General features: G+C 41.1%; 17 protein-coding genes. 11 read left to right on the top strand and 6 right to left on the bottom strand.

Annotation, left to right across the window (positions count from 1 at the left end; translation table 11 throughout):
- Nucleotides 1-207 precede the first annotated feature (207 nt).
- Nucleotides 208-2,565: a TonB-dependent receptor gene (locus RM553_RS11735; protein ID WP_311535124.1), complete on the top strand. Its 2,358-nt coding sequence runs from the start codon at nucleotides 208-210 to the stop codon at nucleotides 2,563-2,565.
- Nucleotides 2,566-2,772: 207 nt separating this feature from the next.
- On the opposite strand, the gene RM553_RS11730 is transcribed toward RM553_RS11735, so the two are convergent.
- Nucleotides 2,773-4,404, bottom strand: coding sequence for an ABC-F family ATP-binding cassette domain-containing protein (locus tag RM553_RS11730; RefSeq protein ID WP_311535123.1), 1,632 nt, complete (start codon nucleotides 4,402-4,404; stop codon nucleotides 2,773-2,775).
- A 167-nt stretch (nucleotides 4,405-4,571) separates the two neighbouring features.
- Between RM553_RS11730 and RM553_RS11725 the strand changes: the two genes are divergently transcribed.
- A complete protein-coding gene (locus tag RM553_RS11725; RefSeq protein WP_311535122.1) occupies nucleotides 4,572-5,984 on the top strand; it encodes a TlpA family protein disulfide reductase in 1,413 nt (470 codons plus the stop codon).
- A gap of 236 nt (nucleotides 5,985-6,220) precedes the next feature.
- Entirely contained in the window at nucleotides 6,221-7,030 is an 810-nt protein-coding gene (locus RM553_RS11720; protein WP_311535121.1) for an SDR family NAD(P)-dependent oxidoreductase, read from the top strand.
- An 81-nt stretch (nucleotides 7,031-7,111) separates the two neighbouring features.
- On the opposite strand, the gene RM553_RS11715 is transcribed toward RM553_RS11720, so the two are convergent.
- From RM553_RS11715 to RM553_RS11700, 4 genes are all read right to left on the bottom strand, one after another.
- Nucleotides 7,112-7,975 (bottom strand): manganese catalase family protein, encoded by an 864-nt coding sequence (locus RM553_RS11715; RefSeq protein ID WP_311535120.1) that lies wholly within the window; start codon nucleotides 7,973-7,975, stop codon nucleotides 7,112-7,114.
- Between the two features lie 110 nt (nucleotides 7,976-8,085).
- Nucleotides 8,086-8,445, bottom strand: coding sequence for an SPW repeat domain-containing protein (locus RM553_RS11710; RefSeq protein ID WP_311535119.1), 360 nt, complete (start codon nucleotides 8,443-8,445; stop codon nucleotides 8,086-8,088).
- Nucleotides 8,446-8,776: 331 nt separating this feature from the next.
- Nucleotides 8,777-9,991 (bottom strand): cytochrome P450, encoded by a 1,215-nt coding sequence (locus RM553_RS11705; RefSeq protein WP_311535118.1) that lies wholly within the window; start codon nucleotides 9,989-9,991, stop codon nucleotides 8,777-8,779.
- Nucleotides 9,992-10,184: 193 nt separating this feature from the next.
- Entirely contained in the window at nucleotides 10,185-10,925 is a 741-nt protein-coding gene (locus RM553_RS11700) for a sterol desaturase family protein (protein WP_311535117.1), read from the bottom strand.
- A 166-nt stretch (nucleotides 10,926-11,091) separates the two neighbouring features.
- Here RM553_RS11700 and RM553_RS11695 point away from each other — a divergent pair, with 166 nt between their 5' ends.
- From RM553_RS11695 to RM553_RS11675, 5 genes are all read left to right on the top strand, one after another.
- Nucleotides 11,092-11,712: a TetR/AcrR family transcriptional regulator gene (locus RM553_RS11695; RefSeq protein WP_311535116.1), complete on the top strand. Its 621-nt coding sequence runs from the start codon at nucleotides 11,092-11,094 to the stop codon at nucleotides 11,710-11,712.
- On the top strand, nucleotides 11,702-13,039 hold the full coding sequence (locus RM553_RS11690) for a TolC family protein (protein WP_311535115.1): 1,338 nt from the start codon (nucleotides 11,702-11,704) through the stop codon (nucleotides 13,037-13,039). Before RM553_RS11695 ends, RM553_RS11690 begins: the two co-directional genes overlap by 11 nt.
- An 18-nt stretch (nucleotides 13,040-13,057) precedes the next feature.
- Nucleotides 13,058-14,140, top strand: coding sequence for an HlyD family secretion protein (locus tag RM553_RS11685; protein ID WP_311535114.1), 1,083 nt, complete (start codon nucleotides 13,058-13,060; stop codon nucleotides 14,138-14,140).
- Between the two features lie 3 nt (nucleotides 14,141-14,143).
- Nucleotides 14,144-15,721, top strand: a complete 1,578-nt coding sequence (locus tag RM553_RS11680) for an MDR family MFS transporter (RefSeq protein ID WP_311535113.1) — start codon at nucleotides 14,144-14,146, stop codon at nucleotides 15,719-15,721.
- 162 nt (nucleotides 15,722-15,883) lie between these two features.
- The gene (locus RM553_RS11675) at nucleotides 15,884-16,513 is read left to right on the top strand and encodes a hypothetical protein (RefSeq protein ID WP_311535112.1); all 630 of its coding nucleotides are present in this window, start codon (nucleotides 15,884-15,886) and stop codon (nucleotides 16,511-16,513) included.
- A gap of 21 nt (nucleotides 16,514-16,534) precedes the next feature.
- On the opposite strand, the gene RM553_RS11670 is transcribed toward RM553_RS11675, so the two are convergent.
- Nucleotides 16,535-16,984: a hypothetical protein gene (locus RM553_RS11670; RefSeq protein ID WP_311535111.1), complete on the bottom strand. Its 450-nt coding sequence runs from the start codon at nucleotides 16,982-16,984 to the stop codon at nucleotides 16,535-16,537.
- A gap of 108 nt (nucleotides 16,985-17,092) precedes the next feature.
- Between RM553_RS11670 and RM553_RS11665 the strand changes: the two genes are divergently transcribed.
- The 3 genes from RM553_RS11665 to RM553_RS11655 all read left to right on the top strand — a co-directional run bounded on the left by RM553_RS11665 (nucleotide 17,093) and on the right by RM553_RS11655 (nucleotide 19,759).
- Complete coding sequence (locus tag RM553_RS11665) at nucleotides 17,093-17,746, top strand: DUF5995 family protein (protein ID WP_311535110.1); 654 nt, start codon at nucleotides 17,093-17,095, stop codon at nucleotides 17,744-17,746.
- A gap of 159 nt (nucleotides 17,747-17,905) precedes the next feature.
- Nucleotides 17,906-18,943, top strand: a complete 1,038-nt coding sequence (locus RM553_RS11660; RefSeq protein ID WP_311535109.1) for a patatin-like phospholipase family protein — start codon at nucleotides 17,906-17,908, stop codon at nucleotides 18,941-18,943.
- A 57-nt stretch (nucleotides 18,944-19,000) separates the two neighbouring features.
- Nucleotides 19,001-19,759 carry a TrkA C-terminal domain-containing protein gene (locus tag RM553_RS11655; RefSeq protein ID WP_311535108.1) on the top strand — a complete coding sequence of 253 codons (759 nt, stop codon included), beginning with the start codon at nucleotides 19,001-19,003 and terminating at the stop codon, nucleotides 19,757-19,759.
- Nucleotides 19,760-19,792 lie beyond the last annotated feature (33 nt).

The following is a 19,792-nucleotide window of genomic DNA, read 5'->3' as shown; positions in this document are numbered from 1 at the left end:
GTGATGGTTAGTGTTAAAGCCGGATAAGCCTGTTAGGCCTGCTTTCTTTTTTAGAAATGCGGGCCTTTTTTGTAAAAATGCTGTAACAATTTGTTTTTTGGCTCGTCTTTATAGTAGACAAGGTTCTTTTTTGCGTATCATCACATTAATCTATTATGCATTACAAAGTATCTTTTTAAACAAATAACCATCAAAATCAATCAGAAAATGAAACAGTTATTTTTTATCATCACGCTATTTGCCGCTAGTCTCACCCACGCCTTCAATGAACCCTTTGGAAAAATCTCCGGCTCTGTTATAGATGCTGAACTACAGGAACCTATTCCCTACGCCACTATAATAATTAATGATGAAGAAGGAAAACTGGTCACGGGAATAACCACCGGAGACGATGGCAGCTTCAGTATTAATAAAGTAGAGGACGGTAATTACGAGCTGAAAGTCCAGTTTATTGGCTACAAAACTTTTACGAAAGAGCTGAGTATCTCTTCTGAAAACCGAAGCTTGGATCTTGGGACTATCGCCCTTCAGCCTGAAGTGGCGCAGTTAAACGATGTTATGGTAGTTGCTGAACGTACTACTATAGAACAGCGGGTAGACAGAAAAGTGATTAACGTGGGTAAGGATTTAACCATAACCGGCGCGAGCGCTTCAGAAATAATGAACAATATCCCTTCAGTTAATGTAGATCAGGACGGGAATATCGCACTGCGCGGCAATTCCAACGTAAGGGTTTTGATAGACGGCAAACCCACCAATATGGACCCCGCCCAGCTCCTGAAGCAAATTCCTTCCACTTCTATTAAAAGCATCGAGTTAATTACCAACCCTTCTGCTAAATATAACCCCGAAGGCATGAGCGGGATCATTAATATTGTGCTTCACAAAAACGCCAACGATGGTTTTAACGGCAACCTGAACACCGGGCTTACCGTTGGAGAACACGCCAGGTTTAACGGTTCCCTGGACATGAATTACAGGAAAGGCAAACTTAATTTCTACGGAAATTTTGGAACCGATCTTGGCCCCAGGTTTAATCAGGGCCGTATCTGGCTGCCGGAACAGGACCTGCTGCAGGCCTTTGATATTGATAATAAACGCGAATCGTATTTGTATAAAGTTGGAGTGGATTTTTATTTGAACGATAAAAACACCTTTTCCTTCTACACCAATCAGAATTATTATAACGGGGGGCCGGAAGGGGCACTAAGGGTGATTTATGAAAACAATCCTGCCCAAAACCTTACCCAGTTCCTGGATATGAATTTCGATAATATCAATTCCACTTACAATTTTGTGTACGACCGCAAATTAGAAAAGGAAGGACATACCATACAGGCTGAAGTGAACTACAACAATTTTGATGAAGAAGAAAACTCCTTTTTCAATTTTGAAGGCGCCACAGATGGGCTGGCTCCATACGAAGACCTTGTGTATGAAAGAAGGGAGAACATTATCACCAATGTAGATTATGTGAATCCGCTAAGCGAAAAAACAAAGCTGGAAATGGGCCTTGAAGCCCGTCTTCTGGATACCGATAATCATTATAATACCACGAATGCCAGTTTTCAGGATTCCGATTATCAGTACAACCGGGATATTTATTCCTTTTATACCACCTATGGCCAGAATTTTGAAAAATGGTCTTACCAGGTAGGGGCTCGCCTTGAAAATTTCCAGGTGGATGCGATCTATAACGGCGAGAAAGTATTTGAAGACAATTATTTAACCATTTACCCTTCGGGATTTTTAAGCCATACGCCAGATGAAAAAAATACTTATCAATTAAGCTACAGCAGGCGGGTAGACCGTCCCGGTTTTGGACAGGTAAATCCCATCAGGGAAGTTAGCAGCCCAAGGCTTACCGTTACCGGAAATCCGGAATTAAAACCGCAGTTTACCAATTCCGTAGAATTTAATTACACCCGTAATTTTATAAATAAAGGCAGTATTACCGGTGGTGTTTTCTTCAGAAATATAAATGACGAAATTAACCAGGTGATCGTGGAAGACCAGGAAGAATCTGGATCATTACTGCTAGGCTATGATAATTTTGAAGATAACAATTCCTACGGACTTGAACTTTCGGCAAACTATAAATTCACCGACTGGTGGAGCACAAACACCAGTTTTGAAGCCTACAGCCAGGAGCTGAAAGGGGTGGTAGGCACCGAATACCTGGAGACCAATAATACCACCTTTAATTTTAGAACAAGCCATTCTTTTAAAGCCACAGATGACCTTACTTTCCAGTTATTCGGATTTTACCGCGGCTGGGATGAAGGCCTGCAAATGAGGATGAAGCCCATTTACTTTATGAACCTTGGCGGGCGCTATTCTTTTCTTGAAGACAAGGCCACAATTAGCCTGAACTTTAATGACATCTTCAACACCCAGGAGTACCGTTTTGTAGACGGAAGGCCTTTCCCTCAGCGCGGCAGGTTTAAAGGTGAAACTCAAACCGTTTACCTTGGATTTTCCTATCGCTTTGGAGGAGGAAAAAACAAGGCCCTTAAGCGTAAAAACCGCGATGATAATGAAGCCGGAGGCGGCGGAATGTTTTAACGATTTTGAGTTTCCTCCGAAAACTCAAGAAAAAAAGAAAAAGAGTTAAAAAGGTAAAAATTATGGCTCAAAGCATTATTTAAATACCTGTTAATCAGAGAGCAAAGGATTTATAAATTTATCAGTTTAATTTATTTGAATTAGCCAAAGTAAAAAGCCTGAATCAAAGTTGATCCAGGCTTTTTCAATTTTATCAGTTAAAATACTTTATACTTCTACTCCGTACATTTTCTCACGCTGCTCTTTTATTTTTTTGTCACTCATATATTCATCAAAAGAAAGATAACGATCTATGGCGCCATTAGGAGTTAATTCTATTACTCTGTTGGCCACGGTTTGGGCAAATTCATGGTCATGAGTAGTGAACAAAACAGTTCCCTTAAAATTCTTCAGCGAATTGTTGAAGGCCGTGATAGATTCCAGGTCCAGGTGGTTTGTAGGTTCATCCAGCATCAACACGTTTGCCCTTAACATCATCATTCGGCTTAACATGCACCTTACTTTTTCCCCTCCCGAAAGAACACGACAGGTTTTTAAAGCTTCTTCCCCACTGAATAACATTTTCCCAAGGAACCCGCGAATATATACCTCTTCCCTTTCTTCTTCGGTTTTTGCCCATTGGCGCAACCAGTCTACAAGTGTAAGGTCGTTATCAAAATATTCGGCATTGTCCACAGGAAGATAAGATTGCGTGGTGGTTACTCCCCAGGAATATTTTCCGGCAACTGCTTCCTGCCTGCCATTAATAATTTCGTAAAAAGTTGTCGTAGCCCTGGAATCCCTTGAGAAAACCACAACCTTATCGCCCTTGGCCAGGTTTACATTTACATTTTTAAATAGTGTCTCCCCTTCAATAGATGCTTCCAAACCTTCAATATTAAGGATCTGGTCTCCCGCTTCACGCTCACGTTCAAAAATAATGGCAGGATACCTTCTGCTGGAAGGCTTTATTTCTTCAATGTTTAACTTCTCGATCATCTTTTTACGGGAAGTCGCCTGCTTGGATTTTGCAACGTTCGCGCTGAAACGTTGGATAAACTCCTGCAGCTCTTTCTTCTTCTCTTCAGCTTTTTTGTTCTGCTGCGCCCGTTGCCTCGCGGCAAGTTGTGAAGATTCGTACCAGAAAGTATAATTCCCGCTGAAGTGGTTTATTTTCCCAAAGTCAATATCCGAAATATGGGTACAAACGGAATCCAGGAAGTGACGGTCGTGAGAAACCACGATTACCGTGTTATCGTAATTCGCAAGGAAATTTTCCAGCCAGGTGATCGCTTCATAATCCAGGTCGTTGGTAGGCTCATCCATAATAAGCACATCAGGATTTCCAAAAAGCGCCTGCGCCAAAAGCACTCTCACTTTTTGCTGCCCGTCCAGGTCCTGCATTAACATATAATGTAAATCTTCTTTTATGCCAAGACTGGAAAGCAGGGAAGCGGCACTACTCTCGGCATTCCAGCCGTCCATTTCTTCAAATTCTGCCTGCAGAAGCCCTACTTTTTCGCCATCAGCCTCACTGAAATCCTCTTTGGCATAAATTTCTTCCATCTCCATCTTGATCTTAAAAAGTGGCTTATTCCCTCTAATCACCGTTTCAAGAACAGGATATTCATCATACAGATTGTGGTTTTGTTCCAGGACAGACATCCTTTTTCCCGGTTCCAGGTGAACGTGGCCGGAAGTGGGATCTGATTTGCCTGCCAGGATCTTGAGAAAAGTCGATTTTCCGGCACCATTGGCACCAATTATTCCGTAGCAGTTCCCCTGGGTAAAGGTGGTGTTCACTTCATCAAAAAGAACACGTTTCCCAAACTGGACTGAAAGATTTGAAACTGAGAGCATAAGCTAAATTTTAGATCTAAATTTTTGCAAAAATAGCTAAATATGCAGTCTTTTCTAACAATTAACGTTTTGAAAATTCCTTTTAACGCCCGATTAACACTACCCGCCCCCTGCAGCTTATATATTTGATAAACCTTTAATACCGAAAATCCAAGTCTTCTCCTTAGATGAGACACTATCTAATCTCAATTCTCTCAGTAATTTTACTGGGTACTGCCTGTAACAGGTCAACTTCATCCAATAAAACTACTTATATAGGGGGGCAAATCGTAAATCCGAATGTGGACTATGTGATTTTGACCCAAAATAGTAATGACCTGGATACCCTTCCGCTTAATGAAGAAAACCAGTTTGGGAAACATCTGGAAGATCTGGAAGCCGGAATCTACACTTTAAAACACCCCCCTGAAAATCAGATTTTATACGTAGAACCCGGGGATAGCCTGCTTATCTGGCTGAACACCCTTCAATTTGACCGTTCTTTAAACTTTAGCGGAAGAGGTGGTGAAAAAAGCAATTTTCTCCTGGATATGTTCCTGAACAATCAGAGGGACAACGACCTTATTCTTTCTTATTATAAAATTAAACCTGAAAGATTCGCGAAAATCACAGATTCCATCAGGAAGGAAAGGCTTCAAAAACTAGAAAAACTGGAAAAAAGAGAGGAGTTTTCGTCAGATTTCAAAAACATTGCCCGTACGGTAATTGATTATGAATATTACGATTTAAGAGAACGCTACACCTTTTTAATCGAAAAATATTATCACGGCCTTACTTCTGAAGTTCCAGAGGACTTTTACGACTACCGAAAAAAAATCGATTTTAGCAACAAAGAGCTACAGAGTTACTATGTTTATACCAATTTAATAGACGATTATTTACGTTCAAAATCTATAGAAGGCTGCGACACCATCGCTAAGCCTTCACAAGATTGTTACGACCTGGCCAGCTACCATAATATAAAGCGCCGTATTATTCTCATAGATTCCCTTACCTCCCTGAGTAATATGAAAAATGAATTCCTGGACCGTCTTGCCACCCGTGGAATCACCATGGCAGATACAGAGGGAAGGGTAGATTCCATTCTGGAGGTATTGAAAGAGGTTAATTATGAGAACATGGAGCAGGCACAGGATTTAGCAGCCATTCATAGAAATTATTTCGTAGGAACTTCTGTTAATAATAATAAACTATTGAACACTTCTAAAGAAGTGATTGATTACCGTGGAATCCTTGAAAAGCCAACAATCGCCTTTGTGTGGTCTATACATTCGCCCAGCCATCATGTGTGGCAACATAAACACGTACGGGAACTCCGGAAAAAATATCCCGGCATAGATTTTCTCGGCATAAATATAGACGAAGGGGAAACCGAAGAATGGCTGAGCACCGTAGCAGCTAATAATTATAATAAAAAATTCGAGTACCAAATTACCAGCCGCAATATAGATAAGGAAGTATTCAGAAAATATATTTATAAGATTTTCTTTATAGATCCTTCAGGAATAATTGTAGATGGTGATGCTAAATTTCAAAGCCCCAATTTTGAAACCGAGATTCTGGAGTTCCTGAACCGCTGATCTTTTTACAGCAGAAAATTAAACATAAGGCTTTTAATACTCCCAAGCCCGGGAAAATTCCATTTTCAGGTATAAAGCTTTACTGAAGCTCACTATCTTCTTTCCTTTAATAATATTGGCTTTTTATCCCTTACACCACTTTTCTTTCTCCGTTCTTTTATGAAAGTTTTAAAAGGGCCACATCCATAAGTTGTTTATCTTATTAGGACTTGTTTATTAACCGTAAAAATTAAAAAATGGCAAATGAAAGTAAAAAAACAGTACTCCTTACCGGAGCTACCAGTGGCATAGGAAAAGCTCTTGCCCATGAATTTGGTAAAAATGGCTACGATATTATTGCGGTAGCCAGGAATGAGAAAGAACTTGAAAACATTACTTCCGAAATCCAGAATCAGCATGGAGTGGAAGTTTTCACTATTGTAAAGGACCTTGCCCACGACGGCGCAGGGCAGGAAGTATTTAATGAAGCACAAAAGGTAGACAGGACCGTAAATATTCTTGTTAACGATGCCGGGGTAGGCCAGCGTGGAAATTTTGTGGATATTCCTTTTGAAAAAGACCAGGAAATTATCCATTTGAACATACTTGCCCTCACCCAGCTTACAAAGCTTTATATGAAAGAAATGGTACAAAGAAACGAGGGAAAAATTCTGCAGTTAGGTTCTGTAGCAGGTTTCCAACCCGGGCCTTTAGTAGCCGTTTACCATGCCACAAAAGCTTATGTGGTTTCCTTCTCTGAAGCTCTGGCAACAGAACTGGAAGATATGGGAAGCGACGTGAGCATTACCTGCCTTTGTCCCGGCCCTACAGATACAAATTTCTTTTCCCGTGCAGACATGGAAAATACTGAAGTGGTGGCACATAAGGATAAATTAATGCAAACCCCTGAAGAAGTAGCCAAGGGAGCTTACAAAGCCCTGATGAACGGAGAAAGGATCTATATTCCCGGCGCTCCCAACAAGGTAATGACCTTTATAAGAAGGGCTATCCCGAAGAGCCTTCAGTCAAAAATGCAAAAGCAATTTTATGAAACTCATGAAGAATAACAGATAAACGTTTTATTTGGAAAACCAAAGCCCGGCTGGTGCCGGGCTTTTTAGTGTTTATGACATTAAAGTTTTGCCTGTTTACTTTTTAAAAGCAGATTTAATAAAAGATTCATTTTCTTTCATTTGCTCCTTTTGCGCAAACCCTGCAGGATTTGCCCCTCCTAAATCAGGCTTGCGGCCCTGAGGTGCTGCTTTTTCAAAAGTGAATTCTCCCTTGCCATCTATAGATTTTCCTTCACTCCACCTGCCGTGGGCATTGGAATCTCCACTAATGTGGGTAGAAAGGAAATTATAGTTGAAATTCGGATTTTCCTTCTCTTGCGGGAAACTATTTGGAATAGGATGAACATTTTCCGGCCCTCCAAGTTCTTCAAGAACGGCTAACCATTGGTTTTGGTGCATGGTATCCCTTGCGATAAGAAAAGACAGCATATCTTTCATTCCTTTGTCGTCGGTAGATTTCCACAGCCTTGTAGCCAGGAGTCTCCCGCTGGATTCTGCCATTACATTCGCATGCATATCGGCGGCAATATTACCAGTTCCAACTACCCAGGAACCATTAAAAGGAACGCCATTACTATCTGTAGCCATTGCAGCCATCCCGGTAGAAAGAATATGGCGTGGATCTGCACCACCCATTATTTGCTCCATAAAAGGATCTTTGGCAACTTCATCTTTAAGATCGTTGTCTGCCCCTTCCAGGTTTAAAGCTACCGCGGTAGCCAGCATTTCTATGTGGGCAATTTCTTCTGTACCGGTCTCAAGAAGCATATCTTTATATTTTACAGGGCCTCTTGCTCCCCAGGCCTGGAAGAGATATTGGAGGCAAACCCTTATCTCTCCTTCAATTCCGCCAATTGCCTGCTGTAGCATTCTGGCAAATTGCGGATTCGGTTTGTCGACTTTTACGTCGTACTGTAATTTTCCGTCGTGATAAAACATAATTTAATTGATTTTAGTGGTTAATAAATAAAAAAGCTTGTAGTATTTTTCGCTGCACCTCATTCCCTTTCTCCTAAAGAAAATCTTCTGGTACAGATCTGGCAAAGCATTTATCGCTTTTCCAACTCTGGGGTAAGCGGTTTTTTAGCCGTCATTAAGCCCGCTAAAACTTCAATTGCCCCAAGAATTACGAATGGCAGATAAACCCTGTCAGAAAAACCAAAAATCCAGGGAGCTGCAATTAAAAGTACCCCCGCCAGTATATCTATAGTAAGATGAACAGGCATTGGGATTAGGCCATAGGCTCCAAGTTCGTACACCGTAAGGAGACTGTATAATATTGTCCCTGCTCCCAGGACGATTGGTAAAATGGTAGCAGCCCCCTCTGGTAAATTAAAGATCCATGGAGATATAATTAGTAATACCCCCATCATGTAGTCCAGAATACCATGAATTTTTGTATTGATCATCTTTCAATATTTAAGTTGGTTTATAATTTATTCCTGGTACAGGAAGAAAATACACGGGGAGTAGTTGATTTTCTTCTTTTTTTTAAAAGCACTATAGTGTTCGAAGAATGTACCCGAAAAAGATAAGCGTGATGACTTCTTTTCGTTCTTCTGAAATCGAAATTAATAAAGAAAACAGGTAGTGGCTGTTAAATAATTGATAAACATAAGTTATTATAATATTTGATTGTAATAACTAATCTCTATGAAAAATAGACGGAATTTATGATTCATAGAACCACCAAAAAGGGAGAATGAATAAATGAGGATGGGTTAATAATTTACTCCCTTTCTATTGAATGTTCATACGAAACCTGCTCCCGGGAATGGCAGGAATACGGGACATCTTAATTTGTAAATCCTGTTTTGGCACTTCATAATCCATCTCTTTCACCAAAAGATTTATCGCAGCGCGGGTTATATTAATTGTTATCCATTCCCCCGCGCAACGGTGATTATGGTTATGATCTCCCCCGCCCTGCGGAATAAAATTAAAAGCGCTTCCATCCCAGTCTGCAAAACGTTCAGGATAAAAAATACCGGCATTGGTCCAGTTTCTCTCATCGTGGTTGGTGGCATACAAATCCAGCAGCACCCTTCTTCCCTTTTTAAAGCTAACGCCATTCCATGAAAATTTCTCCTTTACCATAGCAGCCACAAACGGAAAAAAAGGATAAAACCTCCTTACCTCCTGCACAAAATACAGGTCGAGATTTTCATGTTTTCCCCTCAGCCTTTTATAATATTGCGGGTGCTCATGCAGTGCCATAGCCGAAAAAACAATATATCGCGCGATTGCCACAATGGGACGTATCAGGTTCAAAATTTCTACCGCTACAATCTTTTTGTCCAGTAGCTTCCCATTCAAATCCCTGTGAAGGCTGAATTTGCCAAGAATAGAAGCTTCTTCCGGATTTTGTTTATTCTCTTTTCTTATTTTATCTACCAGTGCTTCAATCCATTTCTCCGCTTTCTTCCGGGCACGTCTTCCTTTGTAGTGACGTAAACCCACTCCTCCCGAAGAATCAATTAATTCAGAAAGCTGATTTGTACGTAACCTGATATCCTTTTCCGGCAAAGGCACCCCCACCCATTGGCAGCCAGCCTGGGTAAGGATTTTTTCGACTTCATCAAAGAGCACAATTTCTTCCTTAGTACGCCATTCAGGAATCTGCATCCTCCACAGTACCTCAAAATGATGCTGAAGCGAGCTGATAGAATCCCTGCTCATGCATTGCATAAACAGCTTTTTGCGCACCACATGCTCTTTGCCATCTAAACCCTGCACCCCTTTTTTCCCAAAAAGGGTCTTTTTAAAGCGGGAAGGAGTGGCGCCTTCTCTTTTGAATTTCTGCTGATCATAAAAAATTTCAGCTCCCTCCTCTCCCCTTACCACCAGTGTTTTTCTTAAAAGCAACCTCGTTTTTAGAACATCGGTATTTTGCTTCTCAAACTTCTTCTGAAAAAAAGGATAGCCTTCCCTCAATATTCCTAGTGTACTGTCCATGAAAATTTCTTTGCTACATTAATTTCAGCTGGAAACAACCAGCCGAATTTCCATTTAATTTAACTGAAAAAGATGAGCAGCTGCAGATATGTCTGGAGCTTAGCAAATGTTTAACTAAGCATATATGGACTGAAAAATTTTAACGGCGGAAGAAAAATGCTTTCTATTCAGGATTTTCATTCCTTAGCAGACTTTACATTTTTTCACTTTCGGTATTCATCCACCTGTCCCAAAATGTAAAATACAGGCCATAATTGGTTTTAAATTCTGTATGGTGATAGTGATGATGGGTGGCGCCAATAAATTGTTTGCCGATTTTGCTTTGCTGGAAGCGCTTCGGATAAATTTCAATATCTAAATGGTTTACTACACTGCTAAGCGTCATGAGCAAAAGATAAAATCCCAGCACATAAATATTTACAGGAATAAACAGAAGGATTAACGGAAGGATTATGGCTTCCAAAACCGATTCCCAGGGATGAAAAGAAAAAGAAGTCCACGGAGTCGGCGTAAAACTGTCGTGATGTACTTTATGGACTTTTCTGAAAACCCTGGGATGGTGCATCCAGCGATGTACCCAGTAATAATAGGTTTCATGAAGAAAAAGAATGATGGCAAGGCTAACGGGCATGTACCACAAACCGTAAGCAGAAATGTCAAGATATATGGCAGTAAAACCATTTTGCCAAAGCCAGTATAATATTGCCCCGGAAAAGGCAAAAATAGCCGAAGACCATACACTCCAGTAAATTTCCTTTTTCAACTGGCCTTTCCTGAGCTTTCTGCTGCTCAGGCGGTCATATTTAGCAGAATGCTTCACGTAGTAATAGTAGTAGAACAAGCCTGCGGCCATTAAATACCTGGAAAGCACAGCAACAAAAAAAATCAAAATCGAAATGAAGAAAAGTTCGGGCCGGTTTACGTCCAACAGCATAACATCTTTTAGGCATCAAATTACAAATAAAATTTTCTTCAACTGAACTCTGTCTTACAGAAAAATCATAAGCAAGAAAAGCTGATTGAACATCAGAAAAAAATATTATTAAACAAACGTTTAATTTAAACAATCGTTTAACTTTGCACCGTAATTAAAAAATGAAATGGAGTTAAACGAGAAACAAATTCAAATCCTGATGGTGGCAGAAAAGCTTTTTGCTGAAAACGGTTTTGATGGAACTTCCGTGAGGGCTATTGCAAAGGAAGCAGGCGTTAACCTCGCCATGATCTCATACTACTTTGGCTCTAAGGAAAAGCTGCTAAGTACCCTGCTGCTGTACAGGACGGCCGATTTTAAGATCCAGATCGCTTCTGTTTTAAGTGAAGACAGAGGGTTTATTGAAAAAGCCGAAACCATTGTAGGCCTTTTCATAAAACGCATTCACCGCAACCGGCGCATGTATAAAATCGTGCATTTTGAGTATTCCAACCTTAGCCGGAATGTGAATTTTAACCATTACGTAGAAAAAAAGAAGGAAAATTTTAAAGTTATCGAGGCTTTTATTAAAGAAGGCCAGGAAGCAGGGGTGTTTTCGAAAAAAATAAATATCCCGCTTATGTTTTCTACCATTACCGGCACCTATTTTAATTTTTACTATAACAAAAGGTTCTTTCAGGATATGCATAACCTGGAAGGAGAAGCATCTATAGACGATTATATTTTCAACATTTTAACCCCACATGTCCAAAAAACAATAAAAGCACTTTTAACTTATGAGGAGTAAACTCTTATTGCTTTCTGCCCTTTTTATTTTTGCTGCGGAAGGCATTAAAGCCCAGGAAAAACAGTTAGATCTGGAAGAAGCTGTAAATCTCGCCCTTAGCAATAGCGACGAGGCTAAAGCAGCAGAAGCAAACATCAATACCGCGAGCAATGAATTACAAAGCATTAAAAACAACCAATATCCGGATTTTGAACTTTCCGGCCAGTACATGTACCTTACAAATGCCGATGTAAACCTTCAGCTTTCTACAGGAAACGGAAATTCACAAGATCCTGAAACTCCTGAAGGTGAACCTACAGAAGCCACCACTCCGGAAATAAATCAGTTAATGTTAGGCCAGGCCAATCTTTCTTTACCTGTTTTTTCAGGCTTCAAATTGAAGAATTCTATTAAAGCGGGGAAAAATCAGCTAAATGCCGCGCAATCCAATGCTGAAAATGATAAGGAACAACTGGCGCTGCAAACCATCCAGAATTACCTTAACCTTTACAAGGCCAGGAAAACCGTGGAATTAATTGAAGAAAGTCTTAAAACCGCGCAACAGCGGGTAAAAGACTTTACCGCCATGGAACAAAACGGGCTATTGGCGAGAAATGACCTTTTAAAGGCACAACTTCAGGAATCCAACGTGCGCCTTAGTTTGCAGGAAGCCAGAAAGAATGCCGAAATCCTTAATTACAGGCTGGCCCTTAACCTAAAACTTCCTGAAGACACCAACATTGGGATTAATGAAGAGGAAGTTGGCGCAGCCGCCCTTCAGCAAACTTCAGAAGCATTGAGCAGGAGTGACCTGGAAGCCCTGGAATTTCAAAAAGAAGCGGCCAGGGATAATATAAAAATCGCGCAGGGCAACTACTATCCTTCCATTGGTTTGGTAGGCGGTTACATCGCGCTGGACCTGGAAAACGCCCTTAGCGTTTCCAACGCCATGAATATAGGAGTTGGCGTTTCTTATAACCTGGCTGATATTTTCAAAAATAAGAGCGAGGTTAAAGTTGCCAAAAGCCGTGCGCAGGAACTGGAATACCATCTGAACATGATGAAGGACCAGGTGAAACTTCAGGTGAAAAACGCTCAAAAAGATTATGAACTGGCAATGGAGAAACTTTCAGTTTATACAAAATCGGAAGAGCAGGCCATGGAAAATTACAGGATCGTAAAAGACAAATATGATAATGGCCTTCAGGATACCAACGACCTTTTAGAAGCCGATATACAGCAATTGCAGTCTAAAATAAACCTTGCCGTGGCCCGTGCAGAGATTTCAGAAAGATATTATGAACTGCTCAGGGCAAAAGGAACACTAATCAACAAATTCAGCAAATAATAAATCATTTTGACAAAAATGGAACAGAAGAAAAAAACAAACAAGAAATTCATCAGCATTATTGCCGTATTAATTGTAATTGGACTGGCATATGGTGGTTATAAATTTATCCATTCTCTTTCACATGAGAAGACAGACGATGCCCAAGTAGAGGCAAATATGACTGCCATAATCCCTCATGTGGGCGGATATGTTGAGAAAGTTTATGTTGAAGATAACGAGCAGGTAAAAGCGGGCGATACTTTGTTTGTTATAGATAACCGGGATTATCTTGTAAAACTTGAGCAGGCAGAGGCAAACCTTGCTGCAGCAAACAGCCAGCGTGGTGTGGCTGAAGCCAGTATTGGATCTTACCGGGCAAACGCTGCCGCTTCCACGGCGCAGGTTGGGTCTGCTTCAGAAAATATAGAAGCCGCAAAGATCCGCTTGTGGAGAGCACAAAATGATTTTAAGCGTTATGAGAATCTATATGAAAACCATTCTATTACCGAGCAGCAGTACGAGCAGGCTTTAGCCGAAAAACAGCAGGCAGAGCGGCAGCTGGAAGTTCTTAAAAATCAGCAGCAGGCAACTGCAAGCCAGCGAAACGCCGCGGTTTCCCAAACCGAAATTTCTGAAAAACAGGTTTCTGTTGCCGAAGCCAATATTAAAAGCGCGCAGGCTGCCCTGGATGCTGCAAAACTTAATATGGATTACACCGTAGTTACCGCTCCAATTGATGGCCAGTTATCTGAAGTTGATTTACAGGAAGGACAATTTGTACAACCCGGGCAGGCACTGTTTTACCTGGTGAATACAGATAAAAAATGGGTTGTTGCCAATTTTAAGGAAACCCAGCTGGAAAAAATGGAGCTTGGCCAGACAGTGGGAATTGAAGTAGACGCTTATCCAGATATGGAATTTGAAGGGAAAGTAAGTGCCTTCTCTCCGGCTACGGGTGCCAGGTTCTCCCTTTTACCTCCGGATAATGCCACAGGAAATTTTGTAAAAACCGTACAACGTCTTCCGGTAAAGATAGATTTTACCAATGCCAATGATGCTCAAAAATTGCAAAAACTGCGTTCAGGAATGAACGTGGAGGTAGACGTTCATTTAAACTAAACCATGCAGGAAGAAGAAAACAGCCTGGTAGAATATGGTTTCAGAAGGGTGATTATAACCATCACCGCAATTTTGTGCGCCCTTCTTGAAATTATAGATACTACCATTGTAAACGTAGCGCTTAATGAAATGCGCGGTAGCCTTGGCGCCACCCTTACAGACATTGCCTGGGTAATTACCGCATACGCCATTGCCAACGTAATTATAATTCCAATGACCAGCTGGCTCTCCAAGCAGTTTGGCCGCAGGAATTATTTTGCGGCTTCCATTATTATTTTTACCGTCGCCTCTTTCCTCTGCGGAAACGCGACCAATATCTGGGAGCTGGTAGCCTTCAGGTTCATCCAGGGTATGGGTGGTGGTGCCCTGCTGGTAACGGCACAAACGATTATAACTGAAAGCTATCCGCTGAAAAAACGGGGGATGGCACAGGCAATTTACGGAATGGGAGTTATCGTTGGCCCTACCCTTGGGCCTCCTTTGGGAGGATACCTGGTAGACCACTTCTCCTGGCCCTATATTTTCTATATCAATATTCCTATTGGTATCATGGCGACCTTTCTTACCATCTTATATGTAAGAAGTCCTAAATATGGGGAAAAACTAAAGGCCAACCAGGTGGACTGGTGGGGAATAGCTTTACTTGCAACCTTTATTGGCTCCCTACAATTTGTACTGGAACACGGGCAACAGGACGATTGGTTTGACGATTCACTAATTGTAAGCCTTAGTATTGCTTCGGTTTTTGGACTAATCCTGTTTATATGGCGGGAACTGGTGTACGAGCATCCCGTGGTAAACCTACGGGTGCTGCGGGACAGCAACCTGGCCATGGGAACCGTAATGACATTTATCCTTGGATTTGGCTTATTTGGTTCCACCTTTATAATTCCCATTTACACCCAGTCCATTTTAGGATGGACAGCCACCGATGCCGGATTGTTGCTAATCCCCAGCTCGATAACCACGGGACTAATGATGCCAATAATTGGTAAATTACTGGAACGCGGAGTGCAGCAAAAATTTCTGGCAGCCGCAGGTTTTACCATTTTCTTTGTCTACAGTTATTGGATGTACAACCTTATGACGCCAGATACGGGATCAGAATTAATGTTCTGGCCTTTGGTGGTAAGAGGAGTTGGATTGGGATTACTGTTTGTGCCCATTACCACGCTTTCGCTCTCTACCCTGCAGGGTAAGGATATAGGTGAGGGAGCCGCTTTTACCGGAATGATGCGGCAGCTGGGAGGATCTTTTGGAATTGCCATTATCACCACCTTTATTTCCAGGCTTAATCAGCAACACCGGGTGGACCTTATTCCTAATATTTCAAGCATCAACTTCCAGGTGCAGGAAAGGATTGAGGGCTTAAAGCAAATGTTTATTAGCAAAGGTTACAGTGCAAACGAGGCTTTAAGCCGGGCATACGAAATTTTGAACGGAAGTATTATGAAGCAAAGTACTGTTCTTTCCTACATGGATGTTTTTCTCTACCTGGGCATCTTGTTTTTAATCTGTGTACCCTTTGTGCTTCTTATTAAAAAAGGGGCGGGAAAAGTAGATACGTCATCTGTGCATTAATCTCTCCCCAAAGTTTAATGTTGGATTAAGCGGATTTTCTTTTGAAAGAAAATCCGCTTTTTTTTCCGCAGAAAGTATTTCCGCAGAAAGCTCATTATAATAAACTCCTCTTAAACAGTTGCTTTAGCGTGAGTATATAATTACCTTTAGCAGAAATAACACATGAAAAGGCTTTTCCTACTACTCCTACTCTTCGCTATTGCGGGCTGCAATTCGGCCAAAATTGTCAATACCGAAAAACCAGGGGAAATGAGTGAGCGGCGTATAGAAGACGTTGTTATTATAGGAGTTACTTCCAATGCCCCGGCAGGAAGCTTCTTTGAAAACCGGTTGAAAAAAGCCTTACAAAAAGAAGGAGTACATGCTGTTCCGGCTTACGATTCTTTAGATTTCTCTTTTCCGAATATTAAAAAAGCTGAAGAAGAACTGGAAATTTCGGGAGAAGAACTTTGGAATAGAGGTTTTAAGACCATCCTGATTAGCAAAATTGAGAACGTGGAGGAACGGCCAAATTTTTTCCAGTTTTTAGGCAGCATATGGGGAAGTAATCCTGAAGTCCGGGAAGATGCTAAAATTGAGAAAAAATCGGCCCCGGTTGAAGAAGGCTTTAACAACAGCAAAATTTACCATTCCAATACTGAAGTTTATGCCTTAACCGAAAATGGAATGGTACTCATCTGGAGTTGTTCCCTCGAGCTTAAAAATCCCCGAAAATTTAAAAGCAGCGTTAAGAAATACATCAGGACACTTATAGAAGCCATGGAGCAGGATAATATTCTTCCAGGCAACTAAATTTTTTAACATCAATCGCTGTTATTTTTCCAAAAGATGCTCCAGGCCTTCTTCTTGAAGTATCCTTTCAGTAAAAGACAGAACTTTCCTGCGGTTTTCACCAAACCTTCTTATAAACGAAGCTACGCGTTCTTCTAAAAATTCATGCCGCTTATATACAAGTTCAAAATCCTGAATTCCGGGATTCTCAATAAACCTTTGCAACATAACGGCATGGGTTTTTACTTCAGCAATAAGTTGATTAAGCTTTTCAGCAGATTTTACAAGATCGTTTTCAATTTTCCTAATGGACTTCAGGTTATCATTATCCTCAATCCAAATAGCATATTTACCCATTAAGCGCTTCAGAAAGAAAAGGTCCTCCCTGTAAAATTCCAGGCTGTTTTTGCAGCGGCCGGTAAGGCAGTAAAGTTGCGTCCACCTGTTTCCTGAAGAACATTGCCTGTCCTGGAAATACATTGAAGTAGTCATAATACCTTTTTTTAATATTTGTTGCTAAAGTATTGGAATACTACTTCTTAAAATATGACAAAAATCATCTGAAGGATTTTTTCGCTAATTTTAAGCAAAGGAATCAAGATGCGAAAACTGAAAACCATTGAGGATGTTTTAGCAGAACTGGATGAGATTATCAAAATTTCAGAAGAAAAGAACGATCCCCTCGGCTATTTTGCGGTGCTTTACCGGCGCGTTACCTGGAAGGTAAAAGAAGGTATTTCCCTAAACCAATTTGACGACGGGGTACGAATGGAGCAACTGGATATTATTTTTGCTAAAAGATATCTTGATGCCTACTACAACAGAAGCTCCGGCAACATAAGCCAATCCTGGGAGAAAGCTTTTGCACTTTCCCGCAATTACTGGCCGGTAATTTTGCAGCATCTCCTAATTGGCATTAATGCCCATATAAATCTCGATTTGGGGATTGCCGCGGCACAAGTTTCCAGGCAAAGGCAGATGCTGCATCTTGAGCATGATTTTAACAGGATAAATGCGATCCTGGCTTCCCTGGTGGAAGAAGTACAGCAAAATATGTCGTCCATCTGGCCCCCGCTTAAAAGGATCCTCTTAAAAACAGGAGAATATGACAACCTGCTTGTAGATTTCAGCATGAGAATAGCCAGGGACGGGGCGTGGCGGTTTGCAAACACCCTTGCTGCAACACCAGAAAAAGGCTGGAAGGAATGTATTGCCATTAGGGAAAGCCGTGGCGGCAAAATCTGGTTTAATTAGCAATCATAAATTTTCTGTAAAAATATTGCTCGGGATTATAAGGCTTGGAGAGATTGGTTCTGTTGCTGAAAAAATTAAGAAGCTGAAATATATAGACCTGAATGAGAACAATTCCAAGATTTTAATTTGAACTCTTGTGTTACATAAAAATTAAGCAACATGAAAAAAATACGCATTCTTTCCATTGACGGGGGCGGGATTAGAGGCATTCTGCCCGGTACGATCATTACTTATTTTGAAGAACAAATCAGGGAAAAGACGGGCAATGCCACGGCTTACATTGGAGAATATTTCGATTTTATCTCCGGAACCAGCACCGGCGGAATTTTATCACTCATCTATCTTTGTCCCGATAAAGAGGGAAATTACAAGTTCAGCGCAAAAGAAGCTTTAGATCTCTACCTGAAACTGGGAGGTGAAATTTTTAATGTAAGCCTGAAGAAAAAAATTGAAAGTATGGGCGGCATCTGTGATGAGAAATATGAGGCAAAAGACCTGGAGTATGCCCTGGACCAGTATTTTGGAGAAAAAGTGCTGAGTGAACTCCTAAAACCCTGCCTGGTTTCCAGTTATGATATACGAAACAGGAAAGCACATTTTTTTACCAGCCTGGATGCCAAAAGCGAACTTTACAATTATCGGCTAAAAGATGTGGCCAGGGCAACCTCTGCCGCGCCAACTTATTTTGAACCGGTAAGGATAAATTCCCTCTACGGCACCCCTCATGCCCTGGTAGATGGAGGGGTATTTGCTAATAATCCCGCTTTATGCGCTTATGCCGAAGCACGCACCATCCGCTTTTCTGAAGTCCTGAATACTGCTGAAAAACCCGATAAACCATCGGCAAAGGACATGTTGATTGTTTCTGTTGGAACGGGATCTGTAAAGCAGCCTTATCCTTACGAAGATTATAAAGATGCCGGGGTTTTAAAATGGATCAACCCGCTAATTGACATTATGATGAGCGGTAATTCTGAAACAGTAGATTATCAGTTAAAAAAAATATATGATACGCTTCCGGTTGAAGATTGTGAAGATTATTACCGCATCCAGCCGGAGTTAATACACGCAGATAGCGCTATGGACAATGCCAAACCCGAAAATTTAAAAGCTTTACATGAAGATGGACTGGCAGCCGTAGAAAAAAACAAAGAACAGCTGGATGAAATTGTGAAAAAGCTGATTGAGAATCATTAAAGGAGTTGTCCCTGATATTTCTGTAGAACTTTTTATCTTAGAAATAAATTACAGGAAGTGGCAGCTATCATTTCACTATTAATCATTATTTCCTTTTCCCTGCTTACCACCCGTATCGGCAGCCTGGCATTAATCCACACCGGCCTGTCTAAGGAAACTGCAAATTTCCAGGCACGTTCGGCTTATTTGGGAGTTGGTTTTACCACAAAAGAATCTGAAATGGTGGTAAACCACCCGGTAAGGAGAAAAATACTTACCGTACTTATTTTTCTTGGAAATGCGGGAGTTATCACCACTATATCTTCAGCTATTTTTAGTTTCATTTCCCTGGAAGATTCCGGATTCTTCTCCTGGGAGGTGCTGGTATTATTTCTAGGGCTTGGCTCCCTTATATTTTTGTCGCAAAGCAGGTGGGTGGATAAAAAGCTATCGGTTATCATCAATAAAGCATTAAAAAAATACACCAGCCTAAATGTAAAAGATTATTATAGTTTGCTCCATTTATCTGAAGATTACCGCGTAACCGAGATCAAGGCACGGGAGCACGACTGGATTACCGGAGCCCCGCTTAGCCAACTCGAATTACATACTGAAGGTTTACTTGTACTGGGAATTAAGCGTTCAAACGGGGAATATACAGGTGCGCCAACAGGAAAAACGAAAATCAACAAAGATGATGTGGCGATTATTTACGGGTCCTCTTCCCGTCTCCAGTCTTTAGACGAAAGAAAACAAGGACCCCTGGGGGATGAGGAGCATAGTAAAGCCAAGCAAGAAAACTCTGAAGTCCTTCATGAGCCTGGAGAAAGGGACTAGAAAAATTTCAGGAATTCTCTTCCCGGAGCAACT

This window comes from Autumnicola tepida, from assembly GCF_031846485.1.
Classification (GTDB): domain Bacteria; phylum Bacteroidota; class Bacteroidia; order Flavobacteriales; family Flavobacteriaceae; genus Autumnicola; species Autumnicola tepida.
This window is presented reverse-complemented; position numbering and strand designations above follow the sequence as displayed.